Source organism: Terrihabitans soli (assembly GCF_014191545.1).
GTDB classification, from domain to species: Bacteria; Pseudomonadota; Alphaproteobacteria; order Rhizobiales; family Methylopilaceae; genus Flaviflagellibacter; species Flaviflagellibacter soli.
This window is the reverse complement of sequence record NZ_AP023361.1, coordinates 2645253-2669575: the sequence shown is the minus strand read 5'-3', so window position 1 is coordinate 2669575 and position 24323 is coordinate 2645253. Positions and strand designations below refer to the sequence as shown.

The window sequence follows — 24323 nt, the reverse complement described above, 5'->3', positions numbered from 1 at the left end:
GACGTCTCAGCGCAGATTGAGGCTGCCGGTCTCAACCGGGTCCTTCGGCTTCGGCGCTGCTGTCGGCGCCTGTGCCTTGGCGGCCGCCGGCTTCATCGTCTGCTTCCAGTATTTGACGTTTGCCGCCGCCTGATCGGCCGGAAGATCGCGCCGGGCGAGTTCTTCCGCTTCGGCATATTTTCCCTGCAGCGCAAGAACGAGGGCGAGGTTCTGTCGCACTTTCGGGGTTGCCGTCGGCAGCGCCGCGGCGCGGCGCAGTATGCTCTCGGCTTCGGTTGGCTTCTGCGACAAAGCGAGCGACAGGCCGAGATTGGACATCACGCCCGGATCATTCGGCGCGAGCTTGAGGGCCGCCTGATATTGCTTCTGCGCGTCGTCCATCCGGCCCATCCGGTCGAGGATGGTGCCCTGGAGGTTATAGGCGCGCCAATCGGGCGTCTTGCCGTTCATTTTCGCGAGGGCGGCGAGAGCCTCCTCATTGCGCCCGGCCTTGGCCAGCGATTTGGCCTGTTCGAGCGCCGGAGCGGACCTTTCGATCGAGCCGGTCACAGCCGGCTCCTTTTTGGTGGCGCAGCCCGTCAGAAGGGCGGTTGCCGCCACGGCGGCAAGAAGCGAGCGGCGAAAAGTGCTGTCAAAAAAGGGCATTGAGACCCAGAAATGCGGTTGCGCCGACCCATCGGCGAGACCAAATATTTACAGCCGTTAACCCTAATGCTTGGTAAACGGGCATATCGGCCGGGGGGCCGTATCGCGCCATAAAGCCCCGGATATGCTGTTTGTAGCTGTGTGCGCGTCGAGGTCTTTTGTGCATCTTCTTCTTCTGCCCCCCGGTTCTCCGGCTCTTCCGATCTGGCCCCTCGCAAAGGGGCAGGATGCGGCGCATCTGCCGGAGGCGGCCCGCGCCTGGATGACATCTGTTGCCTATGAGCCTGCGCCCGGCCGGGTTCTTCTCGTGCCCGGCGCCGATGGTGCGATCCTGGGCGTCATTTTCGGCGTCGAGCCGGACGATGCGCCGAGCCGCGATCCGTTCCTGGCCGCAAATCTCGCCCGCGATCTGCCGGCCGGTGCCTATCGTTTTGAAGGCAAGCTTGCGGATCCGCGCCTGTCTCTGGTCGGCTTTCTCCTCGGCACCTACAGATTCGACCGCTACCGCAAACCCGATATCCGCACGGTGCAGATCGTGCTGCCGGATGGCGTCGATCCGGCGGAAATCTTCCGCATCGCCGAAGGCGTTCGCCTCGCACGCGATCTCGTCAATACACCAGCAAACGATATGGGGCCGGACGAGTTGGAGGCAGCGGCCCGTGAATTGTGCGGACGTCATGGCGGCTGGTTTGTGTCGGTCACGGGAGAAGAGCTTGAACGCGGCTTCCCGCTGATCCAGGCGGTCGGCTCATCGAGCCCGCGCGCGCCGCGGCTGATTGACTTTTCCTGGGGTGAGGAAACTCATCCGCGCGTGACGCTTGTCGGCAAAGGCGTCTGCTTCGACACAGGCGGCCTCGACATCAAGCCCGATGCGGCCATGCTGATCATGAAGAAGGATATGGGGGGCGCCGCCAATGTGCTCGGCCTTGCTCATATGATCATGGATGCGCGCCTGCAGGTGCGCCTGCGCGTGCTCATTCCTGCCGTCGAAAATTCTGTGTCCGGGACGAGCTTCCGCCCGGGCGATGTCTATCGCAGCCGAAAAGGCATCTCCGTCGAAATCGGCAATACGGACGCTGAAGGGCGTCTTGTTCTCGCGGATGCGTTGGCTTTAGCCGATGAGGAAGCGCCCGATCTTCTGATCGATCTGGCAACGCTCACCGGCGCGGCACGCGTCGCACTCGGGCCCGAGCTTCCGCCGCTTTTCACGGATGATGATACGCTCGCAAACGATCTCATGCGCATCGGCTTTGCGGAAAACGATCCCGTCTGGCGCCTGCCGCTGTGGCAGCGGTACGATCGCCTTCTGGATTCCAAGATCGCCGACATGAACAATGTCGCGAGCGGTGGTCATGCCGGTTCGATCATCGCCGCGCTGTTTCTCAAGCGCTTTGTCGAAAACGCCAAAGCCTGGGCGCATTTGGACATCTTCGCCTGGACGCCCTCGGCGCGCCCCGGCCGTCCGGAAGGCGGCGAAGCGCATGCCATCCGCGCCATCTACGGCCTTCTGAAGGAACGCTATGGCGCCTGATCCGCGTCTGACGCCGCCGGAAGGCATTGGTATTCCGGCGCGCATCGCTGCCGGGGCCGCGCCTTTGCGCAAGGAGCCGCGTCCCGACGCGCCGCTTCTGACCGAGGCGATTTTCGGCGAACCGGTCGAGGTGTATGGCCAGAATGAGGGCTGGGCGCATGTCCAGCTGCAGAACGATCTTTATGTCGGCTGGCTGCCCGGCTGGGCGCTCGATACGCCGCTTCAGCCGACGCATCGCGTCACAGCGCTGCGCAGCTTCGTTTTCCCCGGCCCCGACATCAAACTGCCGCCGCATGAAATGCTGTCCATCGGCAGTCGCGTCACCGTGATAGGCGAGCAGGGGCCCTTCGCGATCATCGCCCCGCGCGGCTATGCCGTGGCGCGTCATCTCGAATCGCTGGCGCATACGGAGAAGGATTTTGTTGCGGTTGCCGAGCGCTTTGCCGGTACACCTTATCTATGGGGCGGCAAGACGAGCCTTGGGCTCGATTGCTCCGGCCTGGTCCAGATCTCTCTCGATGCCGTCGGCACAAAAGCGCCGCGCGATACCGATCTGCAGGAAAAGGCGATCGGCGCCGAAGTTCCGTTCGAGCGCGGCTCAGCGTTGCAGCGCGGCGATCTTGTGTTCTGGAAAGGCCATGTTGCGATTGCGCGCGGCGACGGCACACTCATCCACGCCAATGCGCATCATATGGCAGTTGCAATCGAACCGGCGGAAGAAGCTATTGCGCGGATCAAAGCCGCGGGCAGCGAAATCACCTCGATCCGCCGCATCTGATCAGCGCGCGGCTGCGCCGGCGACTTCGAGATCGAGCGCCGCAGCAATCAGCGCCTTTGTGTAATCGTTCTTCGGTGCATCGAAAATCTCGCGCGCCGTGCCCTGCTCGATCACCTTGCCGTCTTTTAGAACGAGAACCTCGCTCGCCAGCGCCCGCACCACTTTGAGATCGTGCGAGATAAAGAGATAGGACAGCCCGTGGCGCTTCTGCAGATCGCGCAAGAGATCGACGATCTGCGCCTGCACCGACATATCGAGTGCTGAGGTCGGCTCGTCGAGAACAACGAATTTTGGATTGAGTGCCATGGCGCGGGCAATCGCGATGCGCTGACGCTGCCCGCCGGAGAATTCGTGCGGATAGCGGTCCATATGCGCGGGATCGAGACCAACCTCTTCGAGCGCCTTTGCCACCGCCGCACGGTGTTCCGCTGAGGACCTTTTCGCGCCGTGGATTTTCAGGCCTTCGGCAACGATATCGACCACGGGCATGCGCGGCGAGAGAGATCCGAACGGATCCTGGAAAACGATCTGCATGTCCTTGCGCAAAGGCCGCATGCCGGCACGGTCTTTATCGTCGATGCGGGTGCCGAGATAGACGATCGGACCTTCGGACGAGATGAGGCGCAGAAGTGCAAGGCCGAGCGTCGTTTTGCCGGAGCCGGATTCGCCGACAATGCCGAGCGTCTGTCCTTCGCGGACTTGCACGCTGACACCATCGACGGCTTTCACATGCCCGACCGTTTTCTGGAAGAAGCCGCGCTTGATGGGATACCAGACTTTGAGATCATCGCTTGAGACGATGATAGGCGCCTTTGTGTCGACCGGTGGCGGCGATCCTTTCGGTTCGGCGGCCAGAAGATGTTTCGTATAGTCGTGCTGCGGTTTGCCGAAGACATCGGCAACAGGACCGGTTTCGACGATCTTGCCGCGCGTCATCACACAGACGCGGTCGGCGATCTTGCGCACAAGACCTAGATCGTGCGTGATGAACAGCATCGCCATGCCAAGCTTTTGCTGAAGCTCTTCGAGCAGCTTCAGGATCTGCGCCTGAACCGTTACGTCGAGCGCCGTTGTCGGCTCGTCGGCGATAAGAAGATCGGGCTCGTTCGCCAGAGCCATCGCGATCATCACGCGCTGGCGCTGGCCGCCGGACAGCTGATGCGGCAGAGCATCGAGCCGTTCTGCCGCATTACGGATACCGACCTGTTCGAGAAGTTCGAGAACGCGGGCGCGGATTTTCGTCTTCGACCAGCCGCGATGGATTTCCAGAATTTCGCCGACCTGCCGCTCGATCGAGTGCAGCGGATTGAGCGAGGTCATCGGCTCCTGGAAGACCATGGAAATATCGGCGCCGCGTACGCGGCGCAGATCCCGCTCGTCGGCGTCGAGGAGATTGTCGCCGCGAAAGAGAACTTCTCCCGACGGATGTTTTGCTGCCGGATAGGGCAGGAGCTTCAGGATCGACAGCGCGGTGACGGATTTTCCGGAACCGGATTCGCCGACAAGCGCCAGCGTCTCGCCCTTCTTGATATCGAACGAGATGCGGTCGACGGCCAGCATTTCGTTGCCGCCCTGACCGAAAGCGACGGAAAGATCGCGGACCGAAAGAAGCGGCGTCTCGCTCATGCGAAACTCTTGCGCGGATCGAAAGCATCGCGCACCGCCTCGCCGATAAAGACGAGCAGCGACAGCATCACGGCGATGGACAGAAAGCCCATAATGCCGAGCCAGGGCGCCTGAAGATTGGCTTTACCCTGGGCGAGAAGCTCGCCGAGCGAGGCCGAGCCGGGCGGCAGGCCGAATCCGAGAAAGTCGAGCGAGGTGAGCGTTGTGATCGAGCCGTTGAGGATAAACGGCATGAAGGTCAAGGTCGCGACCGTCGCGTTCGGCAAAAGGTGGCGCCACATGATTGTCTTGGTGCCGACGCCGAGCGCCTGCGCGGCGCGGACATATTCGAGATTGCGCGCGCGCAGGAATTCGGCGCGCACAAAGCCGACAAACCCGACCCAGGTAAACAGCAGCATGATGCCGAGCAGAATCCAGAAGCCGGGCGCGAGCACGGCCGACAGGATGATGAGGAGATAAAGCGTCGGGATCGAGGTCCAGATTTCGATGAAGCGCTGGAACAGAAGATCGATCCAGCCGCCGTAATAGCCCTGCACCGCGCCGGCACTGACGCCGATAATGGCGGACGCGATCGTCAGTATCAGGCCGAACAGAACCGAGATGCGGAAGCCGTAAATGAGACGCGCAACGACATCTCGTCCCTGATCGTCAGTACCGAGCCAATTCCATTCGAGACCCGCGCAATCGGGGGCTGATCCCGCCGTCTGGCATTGCTCGGCCGTCAGCATCCAAGTCGGCGGCGCCGGCGCGGGGACCGGAAGGTTGAGATTGATCGTGTCGTAGGAATAGCGGATCGGCGGCCAGATCATGAAGCCGCCTTTGTCCGCAATCAGCTTTTGCAGATAAGGATCGCGGTAATCGGCATCGGACGGAAAATCGCCGCCGAAATCCGTCTCCGAATAGGTCTTGAACGCCGGCATATAGATGCCGCCGTCATGATAGACCATGAATGGCTGATCGTTGGCGATGAACTCGGCAAACAGAGAGCCGACGAACAGCACGAGAAAAACAACAAGCGACCAGAACCCGCGGCGATTGGCGCGGAAGGTCCGCCAGCGGCGGCGGTTGATCGGCGATACGTTGAAGCGTTCTCGGCGCGGCGGCGGCTCGGTAATCGGTGCGCTGCTGTGAGCAGGCGGCGGGATCACGGGCGGAAGAGCGGACGCCATCAGAGCCGCCGGCTTTCGAAGTCGATGCGCGGATCGACCCAGGCATAGGTCAGGTCCGAGAGCAGGCCGGTGATGAGGCCCATCAGACCGAAAATATAGGCCGTCGCGAAAACGACGCCGTAGTCGCGGTTGACGACGCTCTCAAAGCCCAAAAGCCCGAGCCCGTCGAGCGAGAAGATCGTCTCGATCAGAAGCGCGCCGGTGAAAAAGGCGCTTATGAAGGTTCCGGGAAATCCGGCGATGAGGATCAGCATCGCATTACGGAAGACGTGCCCGTAAAGAACGCGCCGTTCGGTGAGGCCCTTCATCCGTGCCGTCTGGACATACTGCTTGCGGATTTCGTCCAGGAACGAGTTCTTGGTCAGAAGTGTCGCCGTCGCAAATGCGCCGACGGCCATCGAGAACAGCGGCAGCGTCAGATGCCAGAAATAATCGATGATCTTCGAATACCAGGGCAGGGCGCTCCAATTATCCGAAGTCAGGCCGCGCAGCGGGAACCAGTCGAGGAAGGAGCCGCCCGCGAAAAGAACGATCAGAAGGATCGCAAACAGAAAGCCCGGGATAGCGTAGCCGACAATGATCAGGGTCGATGTCCAGACATCGAAGCGCGAGCCGTCGGTGACGGCCTTCTTGATGCCGAGCGGGATCGAAATGGCATAAGTGAGAAGCGTCATCCAGAGCCCGAGCGAAATCGATACCGGCATTTTTTCGGCGATCAGGCTCAACACGGAGACGTCGCGGAAATAGCTGTCGCCGAAATCGAAGCGCGCATAGTTCCACAGCATCTGGAAGAAGCGCTCATACGCCGGCTTGTCGAAGCCGAACTGCTTTTCGAGCTGTTTGATGAATTCCGGATCGAGACCCTGCGCGCCGCGATAGCGGTTTGTGACGGGGTCGCCGGAGAAGTTTCCGGGTGTGGGGGCATTGCCAAGATCGCCGCCGGCGGAGCCGCCGAACCGGCCGGTGGCCGAAACGTCAGAACCCTGAATCTGCGCGATAATGCGCTCGACCGGCCCGCCCGGCGCGAACTGAACGATGGCGAATGTGATCAGCATAATGCCGACCAGGGTCGGGATCATCAGCAGAAGGCGGCGGGCGATATAGGCGGCCATGGCTGCTGTTCTACAGCTTTATGCCGATGCGCGCGGCTTTTTCCGTATCGAACCACCATGTGGTTTCGGACGGGAGGCCATAGCGGGGTTTGGTCTCGGGACGGCTGAAAACATCCCAGGTCGCGATCCAGTGCGTGCCTTTGTACCAATGCGGCACCCAATAGCGCCCCGCGCGCAGCACCCGGTCGAGCGCGCGGCATGCGATGTTCAGCTTCTCGCGCGTATCGGCATTCACGGCGACCTCGATCAGCGCATCGATCGCCGGATCTTTGACGCCCGGGAGATTGACGGAGCCTTTGATATCGGCGGCTTCCGAGCCAAAATAGCGGCGCAGCGCCTCGCCCGGCGTCGAGGTGAACGCGAAGCGGCGCGGCATGAGGTCGAAGTCGAACTCGTTTTCGCGCAGATTGAACTGTGCCGCATCGACGATGCGCTGCGATCCTTTGATACCCAGAAATTCAAGGTTCTTGATGTAAGCCTGGACATGCGGCGAGAAGATCGGGTCGTCGTCGAGAAATTCGATTTCGAACGGCTTTCCTTCGCTGTCGAGCAGCGTGCCGCCTTCACGCTTCAGCCCGGCGTCCTGAAGAAGCTTCTGGGCTCGCATCAGGAGTTTGCGGTCCTTGCCCGAGCCGTCGCTGACCGGCGGAACATAGGGTTCGCCGAACGCCTCATCCGGAATCTTGCCGCGATAAGGTTCGAGAAGCACAAGCTCCTCCGCGGAAGGAAGACCAACGGCCTTCATATCGGAGCCTTCGAATACCGAATGCGTGCGCGTGTACGAGCCGTACATCAGCTTGGCGTTGGTCCATTCGAAATCGAAGGCGAGATCGAGGGCCTCGCGCACGCGCGGGTCCTGGAACTTCTTGCGGCGGAGATTGATCCACCAGCCCTGCGCGGCGGAAGCGCGTTCGTCGGGTAGTTCGAAGCGGATGACGCGCTTTTCCATGAGCGCCGGGAAATCGTAAGCTGTCGCCCAATGGCGCGAGGTGAACTCTTCGCGATACCAATAGGTGCCGCCTTTAAAGCCTTCGAGCGCGACCTGGCGGTCGCGGAAGAACTCGACGCGGACAATGTCGAAATTGTTCTGGCCGAGCGCCGCCGGGAGATCGTTCCCCCACCAGTCCTTGACGCGTTCATATTCGATGAAACGGCCGGCGGCCATAGCGCCAACCTTGTAGGGACCCGAACCGAGCGGCGGCGTCATCGTCGATTCATTGAAGGGATGGGTTGTGTAGAACGCCTTCGAGAGGATCGGCAGTCCGGCAACGGCCAGCGGCACATCGCGCGGCTGCTTGCCGGTAAAGCGGACCGCGACCTCGTGGGGCCCCGAGATTTCAACGGCGGCGACATCGCGGAGCGGCTGAGCGAGGCTCGGATGGCCGTCTTTTTTCAGTGTGTCGATCGAGAATTTCACGTCTTCGGAAGTGATCGGCGTGCCGTCATGAAAGCGCGCCTCGGGCCGCAGCTTGAACCGGTAGAGGATTTTTTCGTCTTCGACGGTGACGCTTTCGGCGACAAGCCCGTAGATCGCATCCGGCTCATCGAGCGCACGCACCATGAGGCTCGCAAATATAATCGTCAGTCCAACCGGCGCGTCGCCTTTGACGATCAGCGTGTTCAGCGTGTTGAAGGTGTTGGGGTTCTGATTGTAAGCCCACATGCTCGGCGAATAGGAAAACCGCCCGCCTTTCGGCGCGGTCGGATTCACATAGTCGAAATGCTTGAACCCGGCGGGATATTTCAGATCGCCAAAAATCGACATGCCGTGGCTCGTGGCAGCGGGCGTCTGCGCTGCCGCACCGCGCGGCATGAGCGCCGTCGCAGCTGCGCTGCCGCCGAGAAGAAGAACGCTGCGCCGGTCGATCAAGAACGTCTCATGGGGTGGGAGGTTTGGCATCGGCCGACCACCAGACGTCCGGGAAATCCAGTCCGTATTCCGGCAGCTTTTCGGGGTGGGCAAGCCGCTTCCAATAGGCAAAGCGGTATTCCGGCGTCGTCCATTGCGGCACGACATAGTGGTTCCAGAGCAGGACGCGGTCCAGCGCGTGCGTGGCGGCGACAAGCTCTTCGCGGTCTTTCGCGTAGATCACCTTGTCGATGAGTTTGTCGATCGCCGGATTTTTGATGCCGATCGTATTCTGCGATCCTTCGCGGTCTGCTGCGGCCGAGCCCCATAAATCGCGCTGCTCATTGCCGGGCGACAAAGACTGGCCCCAGCCGTCCGTCGTCATGTCGAAATCGAAAGCGCGCATGCGGTTCTCATATTGCGAGGCATCGACGGTGCGGACCGAAACTTCGATTCCGAGCCGTTCGAGATTGGGTTTGTAGGAAAGAACCGCGCGCTCGAAGGTCGGCCCGTCGAGGAGGAACTCGACTTTCATGGTCTCGCCGGCCGCATTGGCCAGCGCGCGCTTGCCGCCGTTTTCCTTGATGGTCCATCCGGCTTCCCCGAGAAGCTTCAGCGCTTCACGCAGATTATCGCGCAAGGCTTCGGGCGTCGGCGTTTGCGGCGATTTATAGGGCGTGGTGAAAACCTCAGGCGGAACTTCGCCTTTCACCTCGTTGAGGATTTCGAGCTCGCGCCCTTGCGGCAGGCCGCTTGAGGCAAGCTCGGTGTTCTGGAAATAGCTCTCAATCCGCTTGTACTGGCCGAAAAACAGCGAGCGGTTCATGTCGTCGAAATTCAAGGCGAGGTCGAACGCGCGACGGACGCGCGGGTCCTGGAATTTCGCGCGGCGCGTATTGAACGAAAACGCCTGCATAACGCCCGAGCTGCGGATGGGGTGTGTTTCGAGAACGACTTTGCCGTCGCGCCGCGCCGGAAAGTCGTAGGCGGTCGCCCAGTTCTTCGCGATGTTTTCCTGACGGAAGTCGTACTGATCGGCTTTGAACGCTTCGAGCGCGACGACGGCATCGCGGTAATAGGTGAATTGAACTTCATCGAAATTATTCGTGCCGCTGCGTACCGGGATGTCCTTGCCCCAGTAATCAGGTACGCGCTCCAGAGTGAGGGTGCGTCCGGGCTGGAAGCCGGGCTTGATGCGGTAGGGGCCGGAGCCAAGCGGCGCCTCAAGCGTCGTTTTCGTCAGATCGCGTTTGGTACCCGTCGCGTCCGTGCCTTCCCAATAATGTTTCGGCAGGACGGTGAGCTCGCCGACAATATAGGGCAGTTCGCGATTGCCGGTCTGATCGAAGCTGAAGGTCACGTCGCGCTCGCCGGTCTTCTCGGCTTTCACGACATTGCGGTAATAGCCCGCATAGCGCGGATGCGCGGCTTTCAGGGCCTCCAGCGAGAAGATCACGTCTTCGGGCGTCACCGGCTTTCCATCGTGCCATTTGGCGCCCGCGCGCAGCCGATAGGTAACGGAGGAAATATCCGGCGGGGATTTTGCCGCTTCCGCGAGAAGCCCGTATTGGCTCGACGGCTGATCGGCAGCTGCCGTCATCAGCGTCTCGTAGATGAAACCGGCACCGCCGGCCGGGGAGCCGCGCGGGATGAAGGTGTTGAAGCTGTCATAGGTGCCGATGGCGGACAGGCGCAGCGTGCCGCCCTTCGGAGCATTCGGATTGACGTAGTCGAAATGCGCGAAGCCCGGCGGATATTTGACCGTCCCGTTCAGAGCAAGGCCATGAACCCAGGCATCCTCGGCAAAGGCCGGGGGCGTAAGGAGGCAAAAGGCTAGGAGGGCGGCCGCAAGGCGGTCGGCAATCATACGCATGTCTCTCCGGAGTGACCGAGGCCCCAGCCTAGCGGAGATTATGTCGTAAAACCGGCGGCTTGCCAGAGGCGAGCCGCCGGGAAATGACGTGTTAGTGAGCTTTGGCCGGAGCGGCCGGAGCCGGGGCGCCGCCAGCGGGCGGGGCGGCCGCATCGCCCGGAGCGGTCGGCGGCGGCAGGGGCAGCGGATTATCCGAATTCTTGTTCAGCCAGGCGATCAGATTGGCGCGCGCATCCGGCTTTTTGAGGCCCGGAAAGTTCATCGCGGTCTTCGGAACGGCTGCCTGCGGATTCTCCAGGAAGTGGTCGATGGCTTCGAAGGTCCACTGTTCGCCCGACTTTTCCTTCATCGCCGCCGAATAGCCGAAGCCTTCCAGATGGGCGTGATGATTGCCGATGACGCCGTAGAGGTTCGGGCCGACCTTGTTCGGACCGCCTTTTTCGAAGCTATGGCACGACAGGCACTGCTTGGTGAGCGCCTCGCCCTTGGCCGGATCGGCAACGGCAAGGCGGTTCGCGATCGGCTCGACCGGCGCAGCAGCGGGGGCGCCGCCGCCATGGCCCGCACCCGCCGTTTCGGCCGGGGAGGGCAGCTCATAGCCGGGCTTTTCCGGGGCGTGAGCGCCGAACAGCATGTCGGAACCGATAATAAGGGCCACCGTGAAGGTCAGCGTGCCGAGTACGGCGCCGAGGATTTTATTGACCTCAAACGAGTCCATTCCGGTCTCCGGAAAGCGTCTAAAAAACGCGAAAACAGGCGCAGGAATCGGGGTCTACAAGCGCCCCCGAGACGCGCGGAACCTAGCCGCTTTCCCGCGCCGATGACAACTCGTATAGAGGCGGCGCACTGCTACTTTTTGCCGCCTGAATAGAACAATTACATACTGCTCCTAAGCCCATGCCCTCACTCGTTCTTATCCCCGCCCGCCTAGGGTCTACCCGCCTGCCCGGCAAACCCCTGGCGGACATCGCCGGCGCGCCGATGATCGTCCATGTCCTGAGGCGGGCTCTCGAATCCGGCGTCGGGCCGGTGGCGGTCGCGGCCGATTCGCCCGAAATCGTTGCTGCCGTGGAGAGGGAAGGCGGCACAGCAATCCTGACGCGGCACGACCATGCTTCGGGCTCGGACCGCATCTACGAGGCGCTGGAGAAGATCGACCCGGATCGGCTCTATGACCGGATCGTCAATGTGCAGGGCGATCTGCCGACCGTCGATCCGTCGATCATCCGCCAGGCGGTCGAGCTTCTGGACGATCCGGAGGTCGATCTCGGCACGCTCGGCGCGGTCATCCGCCGCCCGTCGGAAATCACCGATCCGAATGTCGTGAAGCTGGTCGGCACGGGCGAGGGGCTCCGCCGCCGCGCCCTCTATTTCACCCGGGCGACGGCGCCTTGGGGCGAGGGCGAGCTCATTCATCATATCGGGCTTTATGTCTGGCGCCGGGCCGCCCTTGCCCGTTTTGTGCGCCTCCCGCCCTCGACGCTGGAGAAGCGGGAGCGGTTGGAGCAGTTAAGGGCTCTTGAAGCCGGAATGCGTATAGATGCCGCCCTCGTCGACGACGTACCGCTCGGCGTCGATACAGAACATGACCTCGAGCGCGCCCGGGATATCCTGAAGGCGCGCCCGCTATGACCGGAGTTTGCTGACGTGTCCGCCAAGAAATCCATCGTCTATCAGGGCGAGCCCGGCGCCAATTCGCACATCGCCTGTGCGGAGGCGTTTCCCGGCTGGACGCCTGTGGCCAAGCCCACTTTCGAAGACGCGTTCGCCGCGGTCATCGAGGGATCGGCGGGCCTTGCGATGATTCCGGTCGAAAACTCGGTCGCCGGCCGCGTTGCGGACATTCATCATCTTATGCCGACCTCGGGGCTGAATATTGTCGGCGAATTCTTCTTGCCCATACAGCACCAGCTGATGGCGGTGAAAGGCGCGACGCTCGCCACCGTCAAATCCGCCTACAGCCACCCGCAGGCGCTCGGTCAGTGTCGCGTGACCTTGCGCAAGCTCGGGCTTGAGCCGCGTATCGCCGCCGACACGGCGGGCGCCGCGCGCCGTCTTGCCGAAACAACGGATATGACGCGCGCTGCGATCGCCTCGAAGCTTGCCGCCGAAATCTACGGCCTCGACATCATCGCCAAAGATATCGCCGACGAAGACCACAACACGACGCGCTTCATCATTCTGTCGAAGGAGCCCGACTGGGCGCCGAAGGGAAACGGGCCTGTCGTTACAACGTTCGTGTTCAAGGTGCGCAACGTGCCGGCCGCGCTCTACAAGGCGCTCGGCGGTTTTGCGACGAATTCGGTAAACATGACCAAACTCGAGAGCTATCAGCTCGAAGGCGAGTTCGTGGCCACACAGTTCTATGCCGATGTGGAAGGTCATCCCGACGACGCAAATGTGCGTTTGGCGCTGGAAGAACTCGCCTTTTTCTCCGCCGAGGTGAAGATTCTCGGCGTCTATCACGGCGCGCCCTACCGCTATGCGGAGCGCAAAAAGCAAAGCTGATTGTTTTCGGCGCGCAATCTGCCATGCTTCCCTCATTGAGGAGACTTCGGCATGCGCTCGGTTCCTTTGGTTCTCGCTTGTCTTTGCCTTCTTCCCGCATCCACGCTCGCTGAAGAGGTGGCCTGGAGCGATGTCTTTCAGTCGGAAGGCATTTACTCGATCAATTTCGGTGTGCCGAACAGCGACGATGTGCGCTTCTTTATGAGCTGCACGAAAGAGCGCACGACCGTCGAACTCTCCTGGCATGCGGATATCGACAAGCCGAACGGCATGAAGACCGGCGCGGATGGCATGCGCGCGCGTCTCGAAAATCAGAGCGTCGAAATCCGCTTTGCCGGCGGCGACAATGTCGTGAAGGAAAATGTGAAGGCGGCGTTCCAGCCCGAAGAAATGTCGGGCGGCATCTTTGTCGATTTTTTCGTCCCGAAGACCGCCGCGATCCTGCAGAAATTCCGTTCGAACTCGGATGCGGCGCTCATCATTTCTGGTGCAAAGCCGCAGGAGCTCGATCTTAAGGGCGCCGATGTTGCGATCGATAAATTGCTGAAAGCCTGCGGCGGCTGATCAGCTGTCGCGCAGCTTCTTGCGCAGCGCATCCGCAAGGCCTTCCGCCCAGCCTTTGTCATAGGGTTTTGCAGTGCCCGAGCCCCAGACCGGGCCGGGCCAGGCGGCATCGCCTTCGACACGCGCCACAACATGGATATGAAGCTGCGGCACAAGATTGCCGAGCGCGCCGATATTCAGCTTGTCGCAGGGCGCGGCGGACCTCAGCGCCTCACCGGCGCGTGTGATCTCTTCGATCAGAATGCCGCGTTCGGCAGCGCCGAGATCGAGAATCTCGACGAGGTTTTCTTGCCGCGGCACAAGCACGAGCCAGGGAAAGCGCGCATCGTTCATCAGGAGCACGGTGCAGAGTTTCATATCGCAGACGGGGAGGGTGTCGGCGGCGAGGCGGTCGTGGAGGGAAAAACTCATGGCGCGACCATGCCCGATCCAAAGCCTTGCGGGAACCGCTAAGCTTCCACCTCGTTGAGCGGCGGGAGGAAATGAATATGCGACGGCTCGTTTTGGGTGTTGTCTGTCTCGTCGACCTCTGCGGTCCGCTTGCGGCGCAGGAGAACTGGCCGGTCTTCACCAGCAAACAATTTGGCCTGTCGATCGCGTATCCCGATCATCTCGTCGATTATCCGGCCTCGCGCCCGGCTAAAGGCGAGTTCGCGCTAAAAGGTGGCGGCCGGCTCGTGCTCACCATGGACGATCTTCATGGCCGCGATCTCAAATCCTTCCTCCAGGAGGCGTTCCTGAAGGATGTCGATGTCACCTATCAGCGGAGGAAGGGCGGCTGGATGGCCTATTCCGGCTATGCCGCGGGCGAGATCGTCTATGGCCGCACCCATATCTCCTGCGGCGGGCGCTACGCGCATACCTTCCTGATCCGCTATCCGGAGGCCGAGCGCTCAACCTATGACCCTGTGGTCGAGCGCCTCTCGCATTCTCTCAAGGTTTCCCCGCAATTTACCGCCGCAAGCTGCTGATCTTGCATCCCGGCGGCCAAAGTCCGATATAGAGCCTGGGAGGTTGGCGATGGACGAGACACTCGCCAACCGGGTCAGATCCGGAAGGAAGCAGCCCTAACGAGCCCGTATCGGGTCGTTGTCCGACCTCCCACTTCGCGCTCTTGCGCCCCCCTTCCAATACCGGTCAAATCGGCTCGATGGCGGATCAGAACACCGATTCCGGCGGCGCTTACCGCGTTCTCGCCCGCAAATACCGTCCTTGGTCCTTCGACGATCTGATCGGCCAGGAGGCGATGGTGCGCACGCTCACCAATGCGTTTTCGACTGGGCGCGTGGCGCAGGCGTGGATGCTGACGGGCGTGCGCGGCGTCGGAAAAACGACGACGGCGCGCATTCTGGCGCGCGCCCTGAATTTCCAGCGCGAGGACGGCAGCGGCGCACCGACCGTCGATCTGAAGGAAATCGGCGTTCATTGCGAAGCCATTATGGAATCGCGCCATGTCGACGTCCTCGAAATGGACGCGGCCTCGCGCACCGGCATCGACGATGTGCGCGAAATTCTCGACGGCGTCCGCTATGCGCCGGCGAGCGCCCGCTACAAGGTCTACATCATCGACGAAGTGCACATGCTTTCGGACAAGGCGTTCAACGCCTTCCTCAAGACGCTCGAAGAGCCGCCGCCGCATGTGAAGTTTATTTTCGCGACGACCGAAATCCGCAAAGTGCCGGTGACGGTGCTGTCGCGCTGTCAGCGCTTTTCGCTGCGCCGCGTCGACAGCGCGCTACTGACGGAACATCTGAAAAAGATCATCGGCCTTGAAGGCCTCAAGGCTGACGATGAAGCCTTGGCTCTCATCGCCCGTGCCGCCGAAGGCTCGGTGCGCGATGCGCTGTCGATCCTCGATCAGGCGATCGCTCATGGCGGCGCTTCGGTCGATGGCGAGCAGGTGCGCCAGATGCTCGGTCTGTCGGACCGCGGCCGCGTCATTGATCTCTTCGAGGCTGTTATGAAGGGCGATGCGGCAAACGCGCTCGCAACCTTCCGCGAGCTTTACGATGGCGGCGCGGATGCTGCCGTCATTCTCGCCGATCTCGGTGAGTTCGTGCATTTCGTGACACGCGTGAAGCTTTCGCCCGCCGCGCTCGAAGATCCGTCAGTGACGGAAGTCGAACGCTTGCGCGGCAAGGCCTTTGCCGATGGTCTGTCGCACAAGGTTCTTGCCCGCGCCTGGCAGATGATCTCGAAAGGGATCGGCGAAGTGCAGGCGGCGCCGAAGCCTGCCCAGGCCGCCGATATGGTGCTTGTGCGCCTCACTTACGCCGCCGATCTCCCGACGCCGGACGAAGCCCTGCGCGCGCTGAAAGATGCGCCGTCCTCTCCTTCGCCATCGTCTCCGCCGCCGCGCGGCGGTGGCGGCGGTGCGCCGACATCTCAAGGGGCGCTGGCGGTGGCAACGCGCACGGCCGAGCCTATTCCGTCCGCCGCACCGCGCGCGTCTGCCGATGCTGCGCCGTCTTTGCGCCTCAACACGCTGCAAGATGCGATCGCGCTCGCCGATCAGAAGCGCGACATTTCGCTGAAGATTGCCTTCGAGCGTCAGGTGCGGCTCGTCGATTTTCAGGACGGCCGCATCGAGTTCCAGCCGGCGCCCGGCGCGCCACCCGGACTTTCCAGCGAGATTCAGAAAAAGCTCTCGCTGTGGACCAATAAACGCTGGGCCGTCGTCGTCTCCTCAAAGGACGGGCAGCCGACGCTGCACGAGGTCCGCGAAGAAGAGCGCGAAAATCAGTTGCGCGGCGTTGCCGCTCACCCGCATGTGCGGGCTGTTATGGAGCGCTTTCCCGGCGCGCAGATTGTCGGTGTGCGCTCGACTGCGCCCGCGCAGGATCAGGATGTTTCGGCGGCCGAGCCGCCGCCCGAAGACGAGGAGTAGGCCGTGGATATTCTCGGCATGATGAAGAAGGCTCAGCAGGTGCAGGCCAAAATGGCCGAAATCCAGACTGAGCTGGAAAACAGCCTCGTCGATGGCGAGGCGGGTTCCGGCGCGGTGCGTGTGCAGATGACCGGCAAAGGCGATCTCACCAAGGTCGAAGTGTCGGACGAGCTTCTCGATCCGGGTGAAAAGGACATGCTGCAGGACCTCATCCTGCTCGCGCATGCCGATGCGCGCCGCAAAGCCGGCGATCTTGCCGCCGAACTCATGAAAAGCGCGACCGAAGGTCTGCCGCTCCCGCCGGGATTGAAACTGCCCTTCTGATATGCCCCGCGCCGTCGCCGGACCCGAAATCGAACGCCTGATCCAGCTGCTTGCCCGTCTTCCCGGGCTTGGGCCGCGTTCGGCGCGGCGTGCCGCGCTGCATCTCATCCGCAAGAAGGATCAGCTCCTGATGCCGCTCGCCGCCGCCTTCTCGGAGGCGAGCACGAGCGTCAAGGTATGTACGAGTTGCGGCAGCGTCGACACGTCCGATCCGTGCGCCATCTGCTCCGATCAGGGTCGCGACAATTCCGTGATCGTCGTTGTGGAGGATGTCGCGGATCTTTGGGCGCTTGAGCGCGCGGAAGCTGTCGGCGGCCGCTATCACGTTCTCGGTGGAACTCTGTCGGCGCTCGATGGGCGCGGACCGGACGATCTCAACATCGCAAAGCTTGTCGAGCGCGCCTCCGACGAGCGCGTGACGGAAGTAATCCTTGCGCTGAACGCCACCGTCGAAGGCCAGACCACGGCGCATTATTTGACCGACGTGCTCGCGCGCGCCGGCGTAAAAGTGACGCGCCTTGCGCATGGCGTGCCGGTCGGCGGCGAACTTGATTATCTCGACGAGGGAACGCTTTCCGCGGCCATTCGTCAGCGCACGCCGTTTTAGAACGACACTGACCTTATCGGCAAAGTGGAACGTGCGCTGCGCTTGCACGTTCACTCCCTGGACGCGCCCCGAATTTCTCACCGGCGGCGACCCCAAACACGCAATCAGCGATTGGAAGGGAGACACCGATGAAACATGTTCTGATGAATACCGCGGCGGCAGCCGCGCTTGTCTTTGGTCTGTCGGCGGCACACGCGCAGACATCCGGCGGCTCGGGCGGCGGCACGATGGTTCCGCCTCCGTCCGCCAGTGGCGGCGCTTCGGGCGGCGGTGCTGTCGATGCGCCTCCGCCGTCGGCTAGCGGTGGCGCCTCGGGTGGCGCTTCTTCGACGACGCCTCTCGGCGGTGCCGATGCCGGCGCCTCCGGTTCGGGCGGCATGAACAAGCAGGCTCCGACCGCGCAGGATCAGAAGGCTCCGTCGCAGTCCGGCAAGAGCGCTGAAGGTGCGGCCGATCCGAAGGCCGGCAAGAGCGCCGAAGGCGGCAAGGCCGACGGCGCGAAGGAAGGTCGTGCGGCCGCTTCCGCCAATCTCTCGTCCGAGCAGAAGTCGAAGTTCAAGTCTGAACTCGGCCGCGGCGGCGATCGTGTGAACGTCAACTTCAACGTCAATGTCGGCACGGTCATCCCGACCCATGTCCATGTGCACGTCCGGCCGCTGCCGGCGTCGCTCGTGACCCTGGTTCCGGCCTATCAGGGCTATTCCTACATTGTCCTGGCCGACGGCCGTATCGTGATCATCGAGCCCGCGAGCTACGAGATCGTCACGATCATCTCCGTCTGACCGGAACGATACTCGTCAGGAGAGGGCGGCCTTTGCGGCCGCCCTTTTCATTTGCCGCATAAGCCTCCAATTTGACGCGCGATTCCCGGGGCAGGGCAAAGATGGCTGAGAGCAAAACGACGTCCGGCGGCTTTGCCGATTTCATCCAGCGGCGCGTTCTTGTGATGCTGGCACTCGGCTTTTCCGCCGGCCTACCCAATCTTCTGATCTTCGACACACTGTCGGCATGGCTGCGCGATGAGGGCGTTTCGCTCGCTGTCATCGGCTTTTTCAGCCTTGCCACTCTGGCCTATTCCGCCAAATTCCTCTGGGCGCCGCTTGTCGACCGTACCCATATCCCGGCGCTGACAGGCTTTCTCGGGCACCGGCGCTCCTGGATGCTCGCGGCGCAGCTCGCGGTCATGCTCGGCCTCTGGCTGATTTCGGGTCAGAGTCCGACGGGAAGCCTCGGTGCGATGGCGGCGTTTGCCGTGCTCGTCGGCTTTGCGGGGGCAACGCAGGACATCGTCATCGATGCCTGGCGCATCGAAGTCGCCGAAGACCGCCAGCAAGGCATCATGGCCGCCGCGTACCAATGGGGCTACCGCATCGCGATGATCGTCGCGGGCGCGGTACCGCTGATCCTCGCCGAAGCTTACAGCTGGAATCTCTCTTACGCCGCGATGGCCGCATTGATGGGCGTCGGCATTCTCGCCGTTTTGTTTGCGCCGCGCGAAGAAAGCCATGCCGTGCGTCCGATCCATGCGGAAGGCGTGCCGTCGCGCCCCGCGCTTGAAATTCTCGAATGGATTTTGCGTCTGGCCGTTTTCATCTCGGGCGCGCTGATTGCAGGCGCGGGGCTTGCCGGCGATCCTGCGCCGCTGGCCCTGATCATGGGTCCCGACGTGTTCGGCCTTGCGCCGCTGTGGAAGGGCACGCCCTACAGCGTCTTTCTTCAGGTCGGTGCGGTGGTCTTTGGGCTTGCCGTCATCGCGCTCGCCTGCGCGCCTGTGCCCGGCATGAGAACGCGCCCCGGCATCTATCTCGCCGCAAGCTTTGGTGCCCCGCTAAAGGATTTCTTCCAGCGCTATGCCGGCATTGCGAGTTTGATCCTTGCGCTCATTTGCCTCTACCGCGTTTCGGACTTCGTGCTGAACGTCATGAACCCGTTCTATCTCGATCTCGGATTTTCGAAGATCGAGATTGCCGAAGTGCGCAAAGTCTTCGGCGTCGTCGCGTCCATGGCCGGCGTTTTCATCGGCGGTTGGGCGGTGGTGAAACTGGGGTTGCTACGCGCGCTCGTCATCGGCGCGTTTGCGGGGCCGATCTCCAATCTTGTGTTCGTCCTGCTCGCGGTGATCGGCCATTCCATGCCGGCGCTTTATCTCGCGATCGGTCTTGACAATATCGCGTCCGGCTTTTCCGGCACCTGCCTCATCGCCTATATGTCGAGCCTGACCTCGGGCGGATTTACCGCAACGCAATATGCGCTGTTCTCGTCGCTCTATGCGCTGCCAGGAAAACTGATCGCCTCGCAATCGGGACGCATCATCGAAGGTGCGGCAAAATCGGCGAATGAAGGCGGCATCTTTGCGCAGCTCGTGCCGCTGTTTTCAGGAACGACGCCGGAAAGCTATACGGCGGGAGCATCCACTACGGGCGTTGCGCCGTTCGCGCTCGGCGCGGGCTATGTCGTCTTCTTTCTGTACTCGGCGCTGATCGGTGTTGCGGCAATCATTCTGACTTTGATCGTTGTCGCAAAAACACCTACTCCGCCGCCTCGTCCGGAATAAGCAGCGGGTTCGGCAGAAGTTCGCTCTGCGCCTGCGCAAGCATGGTCTGCGCCGCGGGCGTCGGCCCGTCGAAATCCATCCGGTCGATGCGCTGGCCGCGCGCGGCGATCTTCTGCGCCGAGGTTTCGATCTCGCGCAGATCTTTCTCCGTCAGCGCCATATGTTTCTTCAGATTGTTCGAGCGGTCTGCGAGCCGCGCCACATCCTCGATCAGAAGACCGACCTCTTTCTGGATGAGATGCGCCTGTTCGCGCATCGCCGCATCGCGCATCAGCGATTTGACCACATGGATCGACAGCATCAGCAGCGAGGGCGAAACGATCAGAACGCGAGCCTTGTGAGCGCGTTGGACGACATCCTCAAAGCGTTCGTGCAATTCGGCGTGCAAGGCTTCCGACGGCACGAAGAGCAACGCGACTTCCTGCGTCTCTTCCGGGATCAGATATTGGCGCACCGCCTGAATATGCCCGATCATATCGGCGCGCAGCTGCTGCGCCGCGGCGCGTTCTCCCGCTTCATCTTCGGCGCGGCGAAGCATTTCAAAGGCTTCGAGCGGAAATTTCGCATCGATGACGAGGCCGCGGTGATCGCCCGGCAAAAAGATCAGGCAGTCCGGCCGCACGCGCGTCGAAAGCGTTGCCTGGAAACTGTAGCCCGAGGACGGCAGCGCATCCTTGATGATGGCTTCCATCTGCCCCTGGCCGAAGGCGCCGCGCGCCTGTTTGTTGGACAGGATGCTGGTGAGGCTCGTCACCTGTTCGGAGAGCGTGCCGATATTCTTCTGGGCGGCGTCGATGACGGCGAGGCGGGCTTCCAGCGCCTTCAACTGATCGGCGGTGGCCTTGGCGCCGGTCGTCAGATTTTCGCCGACGCGCTGGGTGACATTGTCGAGCCGCTCGGACACGGCTTTGGCCAGTTCCGACTGCTTGTTGGACAGAACATCGCCGACGCCCTGCAGCCGGCCGAACAATTCCATCTGCGCCCGCATCAGGGCGTTGATCTGCTCGTCGGCCCGGCTCTGGCGCTCGAACTGCTCCTCCGCCTCGCGCCGCCTGGCCCCGCTCTGCCGGACGGTCAGGATAAGGAGCGACAGGACGAGCAGGGTCATGAACCCGCCCGCGGCGAGCGCCGCCTGCAGGACCGTGACCGGGTAATCGCCGAGGAAGAACAGGATCGTATCCATTCTGCGGTCTATAACCCGATTCTACGGGAAAGAACATAATGGGAACGCGTTGACGCCTCTCCTGTGGAGGCTTATCTCGCGGTCGCAATGACGATCCGCCCCATCCTTGTGATTCCCGATGAAAAGCTCCGGCAGCAGACGGAGCTTGTGACGGCGTTCGACGCCGAGCTGCAGACCCTGATCGAGGACATGTTCGAGACCATGTATGCCGCACCCGGCATCGGGCTCGCCGCGCCGCAGATCGGGGTGATGAAGCGGCTGTGCGTCGTCGATGTGTCGAAGCGCGACGATGAAGAAGTGCCGATGGCGCTGATCAATCCGCAGATCACGTGGAGCTCGGAAGAGACCTCTCTCTATGAGGAGGGGTGCCTGTCGATTCCCGACTACTATGAAGAGGTCGAGCGGCCGGCGAAGATCCGCGTCAGCTATCAGGATCGCGCCGGCAAGGCGCAGGAGATTGAAGCCGATGGTGTGCTCGCCACCTGCATCCAGCACGAGATCGACCATCTCGACGGCGTTCTGTTCATCGACCACATCTCGAAGCTGAAGCGCGACATGGTGTGGAAGAAATATGTGAAGCTGCTGAAGCGCGACGGGCCGCAGACCTATACGCCCAAGCCCAAAATGCCGCCGGCCGACGACGGCGATGGCGTCGAGAATCTGGGCGAATTGTGAGTCTGCGCCTCGTCTTCATGGGGACGCCGGATTTCGCCGTGCCAACGCTCGCGGCACTGAAAGAAGCGGGCCACGATATCGTCGCGGTTTATACGCGCGCACCCAAACCCGCCGGACGTGGCATGGCCGAGACGCGCACGCCCGTGCATATGGCGGCCGATCTGTTCGGTCTGAAAGTTCTGACGCCCGCCAGCCTGAAATCGCCGGAAGCGGTCGAGGAATTCAGATCGCATCGCGTTCAGGCGGCGATCGTCGTCGCGTACGGACTTCTTCTGCCGAAAGCCGTGCTCGATGCGCCGGCGCTCGGCTGCTTCAATCTTCATGCCTCGATCCTGCCGCGCTGGCGCGGCGCTGCGCCGATCAACCGCGCGATCATGGCGGGCGATGCCGAGACCGGAAACGCCATCATGAAAATGGAGGAGGGGCTCGATACCGGTCCGGTCGCCATGATGGAGCGCATGGCCATTCAGCCGAACGAGACGGCGGGAGAATTGCATGACCGCCTGTCGCGCGCCGGCGCGCCTTTGATGGTGAAGGCGATGCGCGCGCTGGAAGCGGATGAATTGAAACTCGCGCCGCAGCCGGTAGAGGGTGTCGAATACGCCTCGAAGCTCACCAATGCCGAGACGAAGATCTCCTGGGCGCGCCCCGCCGATGGCGTTCACAATCATATTCGCGGGCTCTCGCCTTTCCCCGGCGCCTGGACCGAGGCTGATCTCGGCAAAGGGCCGGAGCGGCTGCGCATTCTGAAAAGCGAAATAGCCGCGGGCTGCGACGTGCCCGGCACGCTGATAGGTGCGGACGGCGTGGTTGCCTGTGGTTCGGGAGCGGTGAAGCTTGTTACCGTGCAGCGCGCCGGCAAGGGGCCGATGGCGTTTGCCGATTTTGCACGCGGCGCGCGGCTTGAGGCGGGGGCGCGGTTCTCCTGATGCCGCGTTACAAGCTCACCATCGAATATGACGGCACGCCCTTTTGCGGCTGGCAGCGGCAGGACAATGCGCTGTCGGTACAGGAAGTGCTGGAACGCGCGGTGTTTGCCTTTTCCGGCGATGAGACGCGCGTCGGCGGGGCCGGGCGCACCGATGCCGGGGTTCATGCGCGGGGCCAGGTCGCGCATGTCGATCTCTCCAGGGAATGGCCGGAAGATACGGTGCGCGATGCGATCAACGCGCAGTCGCGGCCGCATCCCGTGGCGGTGCTGTCGGCCGAGCGTGTCGCGGACGATTTCGATGCGCGCTTTTCGGCGCACAAGCGTCATTATGAATATGTGATCATCGACCGGCGTCCGCCGCTGACACTTGAGACCGAGCGCGCCTGGCAGGTGCCGCGGAGACTGGACGTCGAGGCGATGCACGCCGCCGCCCAGCATCTAGTCGGCAAGCACGATTTCACGACCTTCCGCGCCGCCGAATGCCAGTCGAACTCGCCGGAAAAGACGCTCGACCGGCTCGATGTCTCGCGCGCCGGTGAGGCGGTTGTCATCCGCGCTTCGGCGCGCTCCTTCCTGCATCACCAGGTGCGGTCGATCTCGGGATCGCTGAAGCTTGTCGGCGAAGAGAAGTGGAGCGCTGCGGATCTGAACGCGGCCCTCGAGGCGAAGGACCGTTCGCGTTGCGGGGCGCTTGCGCCATCATGCGGCCTTTATCTGGTGCGCGTGGATTACCCTTAGATCCGAGCGAGCGCCGATATGACCGCCATCCTGACAGAGGAACACCTCCGCCTCGTCCAGCGTCTCCGCAAAGCGGCGCTGCTCATTCTTGCTGTGGCGGCCATCGCTGTTTTGCCGTTCGTCGGTTCGGCGTGGTCCGAAGCCGTTCATGACGGTCTCGAGACATTCGGTATCGGACTGATGATCGTTGCGATCACGGGCAGGGCCTGGTGCAGCCTTTATATCGGCGGCCGGAAATTGCGTGCTCTTGTAACAACGGGGCCTTATTCCGTCAGCCGCAACCCGCTTTATCTCTTCACCTTTATCGGCGTGTTCGGCCTCGGCCTGCAAACGGGAGCCGTTCTGCCCGCGGCGGTCCTTGCATGCCTGACGGTTGCGGTTTTCGCGACGGTCGTGCCCTATGAAGAGCTCGCCTTGAGGGGTATTTTCGGTCCGGAATACATCACTTATTGCGCGCGTGTGCCGCGTTACTGGCCGCGCTTCAGCACCTGGCAGGACAGCAAAAGGCTGGAAGTCGAACCGGCGACGATCGTGCGGACAGTTGCCGATGCGCTGCCGCTTCTGCTGGCCTATCCGGTGATGGAAGCGTTCGAATATCTGCAGAATGCCGGACTGATCGACGCGGCTTTCGCCATTTACTGAGGCTTGTCTTCGCCGTTCAACGCGGCTTCCTCAGCCTCGGCTTCTTCTTCCTTCGCATCGGCTTCGGCGTTGAGAGCAGCTTCCAGTGCCGCTTCAAGATCGGATTCGCGGCTGATAGCGGCGATCT

At 62.2% G+C, this 24323-nt stretch carries 24 protein-coding genes and 1 other RNA gene; 16 read left to right on the top strand and 9 right to left on the bottom strand.

Annotated features, from left to right (window positions below):
- Nucleotides 1-6 precede the first annotated feature (6 nt).
- Nucleotides 7-645: a tetratricopeptide repeat protein gene (locus IZ6_RS13880; RefSeq protein WP_222875633.1), complete on the bottom strand. Its 639-nt coding sequence runs from the start codon at nucleotides 643-645 to the stop codon at nucleotides 7-9.
- A 124-nt stretch (nucleotides 646-769) separates the two neighbouring features.
- On the opposite strand from IZ6_RS13880, the gene IZ6_RS13875 reads away from it, so the two are divergent.
- The gene (locus tag IZ6_RS13875; RefSeq protein ID WP_222875632.1) at nucleotides 770-2176 is read left to right on the top strand and encodes a leucyl aminopeptidase family protein; all 1407 of its coding nucleotides are present in this window, start codon (nucleotides 770-772) and stop codon (nucleotides 2174-2176) included.
- Nucleotides 2166-2954, top strand: coding sequence for a C40 family peptidase (locus IZ6_RS13870; RefSeq protein WP_222875631.1), 789 nt, complete (start codon nucleotides 2166-2168; stop codon nucleotides 2952-2954). The genes IZ6_RS13875 and IZ6_RS13870 overlap by 11 nt, the downstream gene beginning before the upstream one ends.
- Here IZ6_RS13870 and IZ6_RS13865 read toward each other — a convergent pair whose 3' ends face one another.
- The 6 genes from IZ6_RS13865 to IZ6_RS13840 all read right to left on the bottom strand — a co-directional run bounded on the left by IZ6_RS13865 (nucleotide 2955) and on the right by IZ6_RS13840 (nucleotide 11301).
- Nucleotides 2955-4580, bottom strand: a complete 1626-nt coding sequence (locus IZ6_RS13865) for an ABC transporter ATP-binding protein (RefSeq protein ID WP_222875630.1) — start codon at nucleotides 4578-4580, stop codon at nucleotides 2955-2957.
- Nucleotides 4577-5749, bottom strand: coding sequence for an ABC transporter permease (locus IZ6_RS13860; protein ID WP_222875629.1), 1173 nt, complete (start codon nucleotides 5747-5749; stop codon nucleotides 4577-4579). Before IZ6_RS13860 ends, IZ6_RS13865 begins: the two co-directional genes overlap by 4 nt.
- A complete protein-coding gene (locus tag IZ6_RS13855; RefSeq protein WP_222875628.1) occupies nucleotides 5749-6861 on the bottom strand; it encodes a microcin C ABC transporter permease YejB in 1113 nt (370 codons plus the stop codon). The genes IZ6_RS13860 and IZ6_RS13855 overlap by 1 nt, the downstream gene beginning before the upstream one ends.
- A gap of 10 nt (nucleotides 6862-6871) precedes the next feature.
- Nucleotides 6872-8731 (bottom strand): extracellular solute-binding protein, encoded by a 1860-nt coding sequence (locus IZ6_RS13850; RefSeq protein ID WP_225873914.1) that lies wholly within the window; start codon nucleotides 8729-8731, stop codon nucleotides 6872-6874.
- Nucleotides 8732-8738: 7 nt separating this feature from the next.
- Nucleotides 8739-10577, bottom strand: coding sequence for an extracellular solute-binding protein (locus IZ6_RS13845; protein WP_222877641.1), 1839 nt, complete (start codon nucleotides 10575-10577; stop codon nucleotides 8739-8741).
- 97 nt (nucleotides 10578-10674) lie between these two features.
- Nucleotides 10675-11301: a c-type cytochrome gene (locus tag IZ6_RS13840; protein ID WP_222875626.1), complete on the bottom strand. Its 627-nt coding sequence runs from the start codon at nucleotides 11299-11301 to the stop codon at nucleotides 10675-10677.
- Between the two features lie 179 nt (nucleotides 11302-11480).
- Between IZ6_RS13840 and IZ6_RS13835 the strand changes: the two genes are divergently transcribed.
- The 3 genes from IZ6_RS13835 to IZ6_RS13825 are packed head-to-tail and all read left to right on the top strand — an operon-like array spanning nucleotide 11481 to nucleotide 13655.
- Nucleotides 11481-12215 (top strand): 3-deoxy-manno-octulosonate cytidylyltransferase, encoded by a 735-nt coding sequence (locus IZ6_RS13835; protein ID WP_222875625.1) that lies wholly within the window; start codon nucleotides 11481-11483, stop codon nucleotides 12213-12215.
- A gap of 15 nt (nucleotides 12216-12230) precedes the next feature.
- Nucleotides 12231-13091 carry a prephenate dehydratase gene (locus IZ6_RS13830; RefSeq protein WP_222875624.1) on the top strand — a complete coding sequence of 287 codons (861 nt, stop codon included), beginning with the start codon at nucleotides 12231-12233 and terminating at the stop codon, nucleotides 13089-13091.
- Between the two features lie 51 nt (nucleotides 13092-13142).
- A complete protein-coding gene (locus IZ6_RS13825) occupies nucleotides 13143-13655 on the top strand; it encodes a hypothetical protein (RefSeq protein ID WP_222875623.1) in 513 nt (170 codons plus the stop codon).
- Here IZ6_RS13825 and IZ6_RS13820 read toward each other — a convergent pair whose 3' ends face one another.
- Nucleotides 13656-14066 carry an HIT domain-containing protein gene (locus IZ6_RS13820; RefSeq protein WP_222875622.1) on the bottom strand — a complete coding sequence of 137 codons (411 nt, stop codon included), beginning with the start codon at nucleotides 14064-14066 and terminating at the stop codon, nucleotides 13656-13658. It abuts the gene before it with no gap.
- Between the two features lie 77 nt (nucleotides 14067-14143).
- Here IZ6_RS13820 and IZ6_RS13815 point away from each other — a divergent pair, with 77 nt between their 5' ends.
- The 7 genes from IZ6_RS13815 (at nucleotide 14144) to IZ6_RS13785 (ending at nucleotide 20027) form a co-directional block, all read left to right on the top strand.
- On the top strand, nucleotides 14144-14626 hold the full coding sequence (locus IZ6_RS13815; protein ID WP_222875621.1) for a hypothetical protein: 483 nt from the start codon (nucleotides 14144-14146) through the stop codon (nucleotides 14624-14626).
- 37 nt (nucleotides 14627-14663) lie between these two features.
- Nucleotides 14664-14761: signal recognition particle sRNA small type (ffs, locus tag IZ6_RS13810), an RNA gene on the top strand.
- Between the two features lie 44 nt (nucleotides 14762-14805).
- Entirely contained in the window at nucleotides 14806-16542 is a 1737-nt protein-coding gene (locus tag IZ6_RS13805) for a DNA polymerase III subunit gamma/tau (protein ID WP_222875620.1), read from the top strand.
- Between the two features lie 3 nt (nucleotides 16543-16545).
- Nucleotides 16546-16866 carry a YbaB/EbfC family nucleoid-associated protein gene (locus IZ6_RS13800; protein WP_225873913.1) on the top strand — a complete coding sequence of 107 codons (321 nt, stop codon included), beginning with the start codon at nucleotides 16546-16548 and terminating at the stop codon, nucleotides 16864-16866.
- Nucleotide 16867: 1 nt separating this feature from the next.
- Nucleotides 16868-17473 (top strand): recombination mediator RecR, encoded by a 606-nt coding sequence (recR, locus tag IZ6_RS13795; RefSeq protein ID WP_222875619.1) that lies wholly within the window; start codon nucleotides 16868-16870, stop codon nucleotides 17471-17473.
- 128 nt (nucleotides 17474-17601) lie between these two features.
- Nucleotides 17602-18255 carry a DUF1236 domain-containing protein gene (locus IZ6_RS13790; RefSeq protein ID WP_222875618.1) on the top strand — a complete coding sequence of 218 codons (654 nt, stop codon included), beginning with the start codon at nucleotides 17602-17604 and terminating at the stop codon, nucleotides 18253-18255.
- A gap of 101 nt (nucleotides 18256-18356) precedes the next feature.
- Nucleotides 18357-20027 carry an AmpG family muropeptide MFS transporter gene (locus tag IZ6_RS13785; protein ID WP_222875617.1) on the top strand — a complete coding sequence of 557 codons (1671 nt, stop codon included), beginning with the start codon at nucleotides 18357-18359 and terminating at the stop codon, nucleotides 20025-20027.
- On the opposite strand, the gene IZ6_RS13780 is transcribed toward IZ6_RS13785, so the two are convergent.
- Nucleotides 20002-21210, bottom strand: coding sequence for a DNA recombination protein RmuC (locus IZ6_RS13780; protein WP_222875616.1), 1209 nt, complete (start codon nucleotides 21208-21210; stop codon nucleotides 20002-20004). The genes IZ6_RS13785 and IZ6_RS13780 overlap by 26 nt on opposite strands.
- Nucleotides 21211-21297: 87 nt before the next feature.
- On the opposite strand from IZ6_RS13780, the gene def reads away from it, so the two are divergent.
- The 4 genes from def to IZ6_RS13760 are packed head-to-tail and all read left to right on the top strand — an operon-like array spanning nucleotide 21298 to nucleotide 24196.
- Nucleotides 21298-21885 (top strand): peptide deformylase, encoded by a 588-nt coding sequence (gene def / locus IZ6_RS13775; protein WP_222875615.1) that lies wholly within the window; start codon nucleotides 21298-21300, stop codon nucleotides 21883-21885.
- The gene (gene fmt / locus IZ6_RS13770) at nucleotides 21882-22814 is read left to right on the top strand and encodes a methionyl-tRNA formyltransferase (RefSeq protein ID WP_222875614.1); all 933 of its coding nucleotides are present in this window, start codon (nucleotides 21882-21884) and stop codon (nucleotides 22812-22814) included. Before def ends, fmt begins: the two co-directional genes overlap by 4 nt.
- Nucleotides 22814-23554, top strand: a complete 741-nt coding sequence (gene truA / locus IZ6_RS13765) for a tRNA pseudouridine(38-40) synthase TruA (RefSeq protein WP_222875613.1) — start codon at nucleotides 22814-22816, stop codon at nucleotides 23552-23554. The genes fmt and truA overlap by 1 nt, the downstream gene beginning before the upstream one ends.
- An 18-nt stretch (nucleotides 23555-23572) precedes the next feature.
- Nucleotides 23573-24196, top strand: a complete 624-nt coding sequence (locus tag IZ6_RS13760) for a methyltransferase family protein (RefSeq protein WP_222875612.1) — start codon at nucleotides 23573-23575, stop codon at nucleotides 24194-24196.
- The last annotated feature ends 127 nt before the right edge of the window (nucleotides 24197-24323 follow it).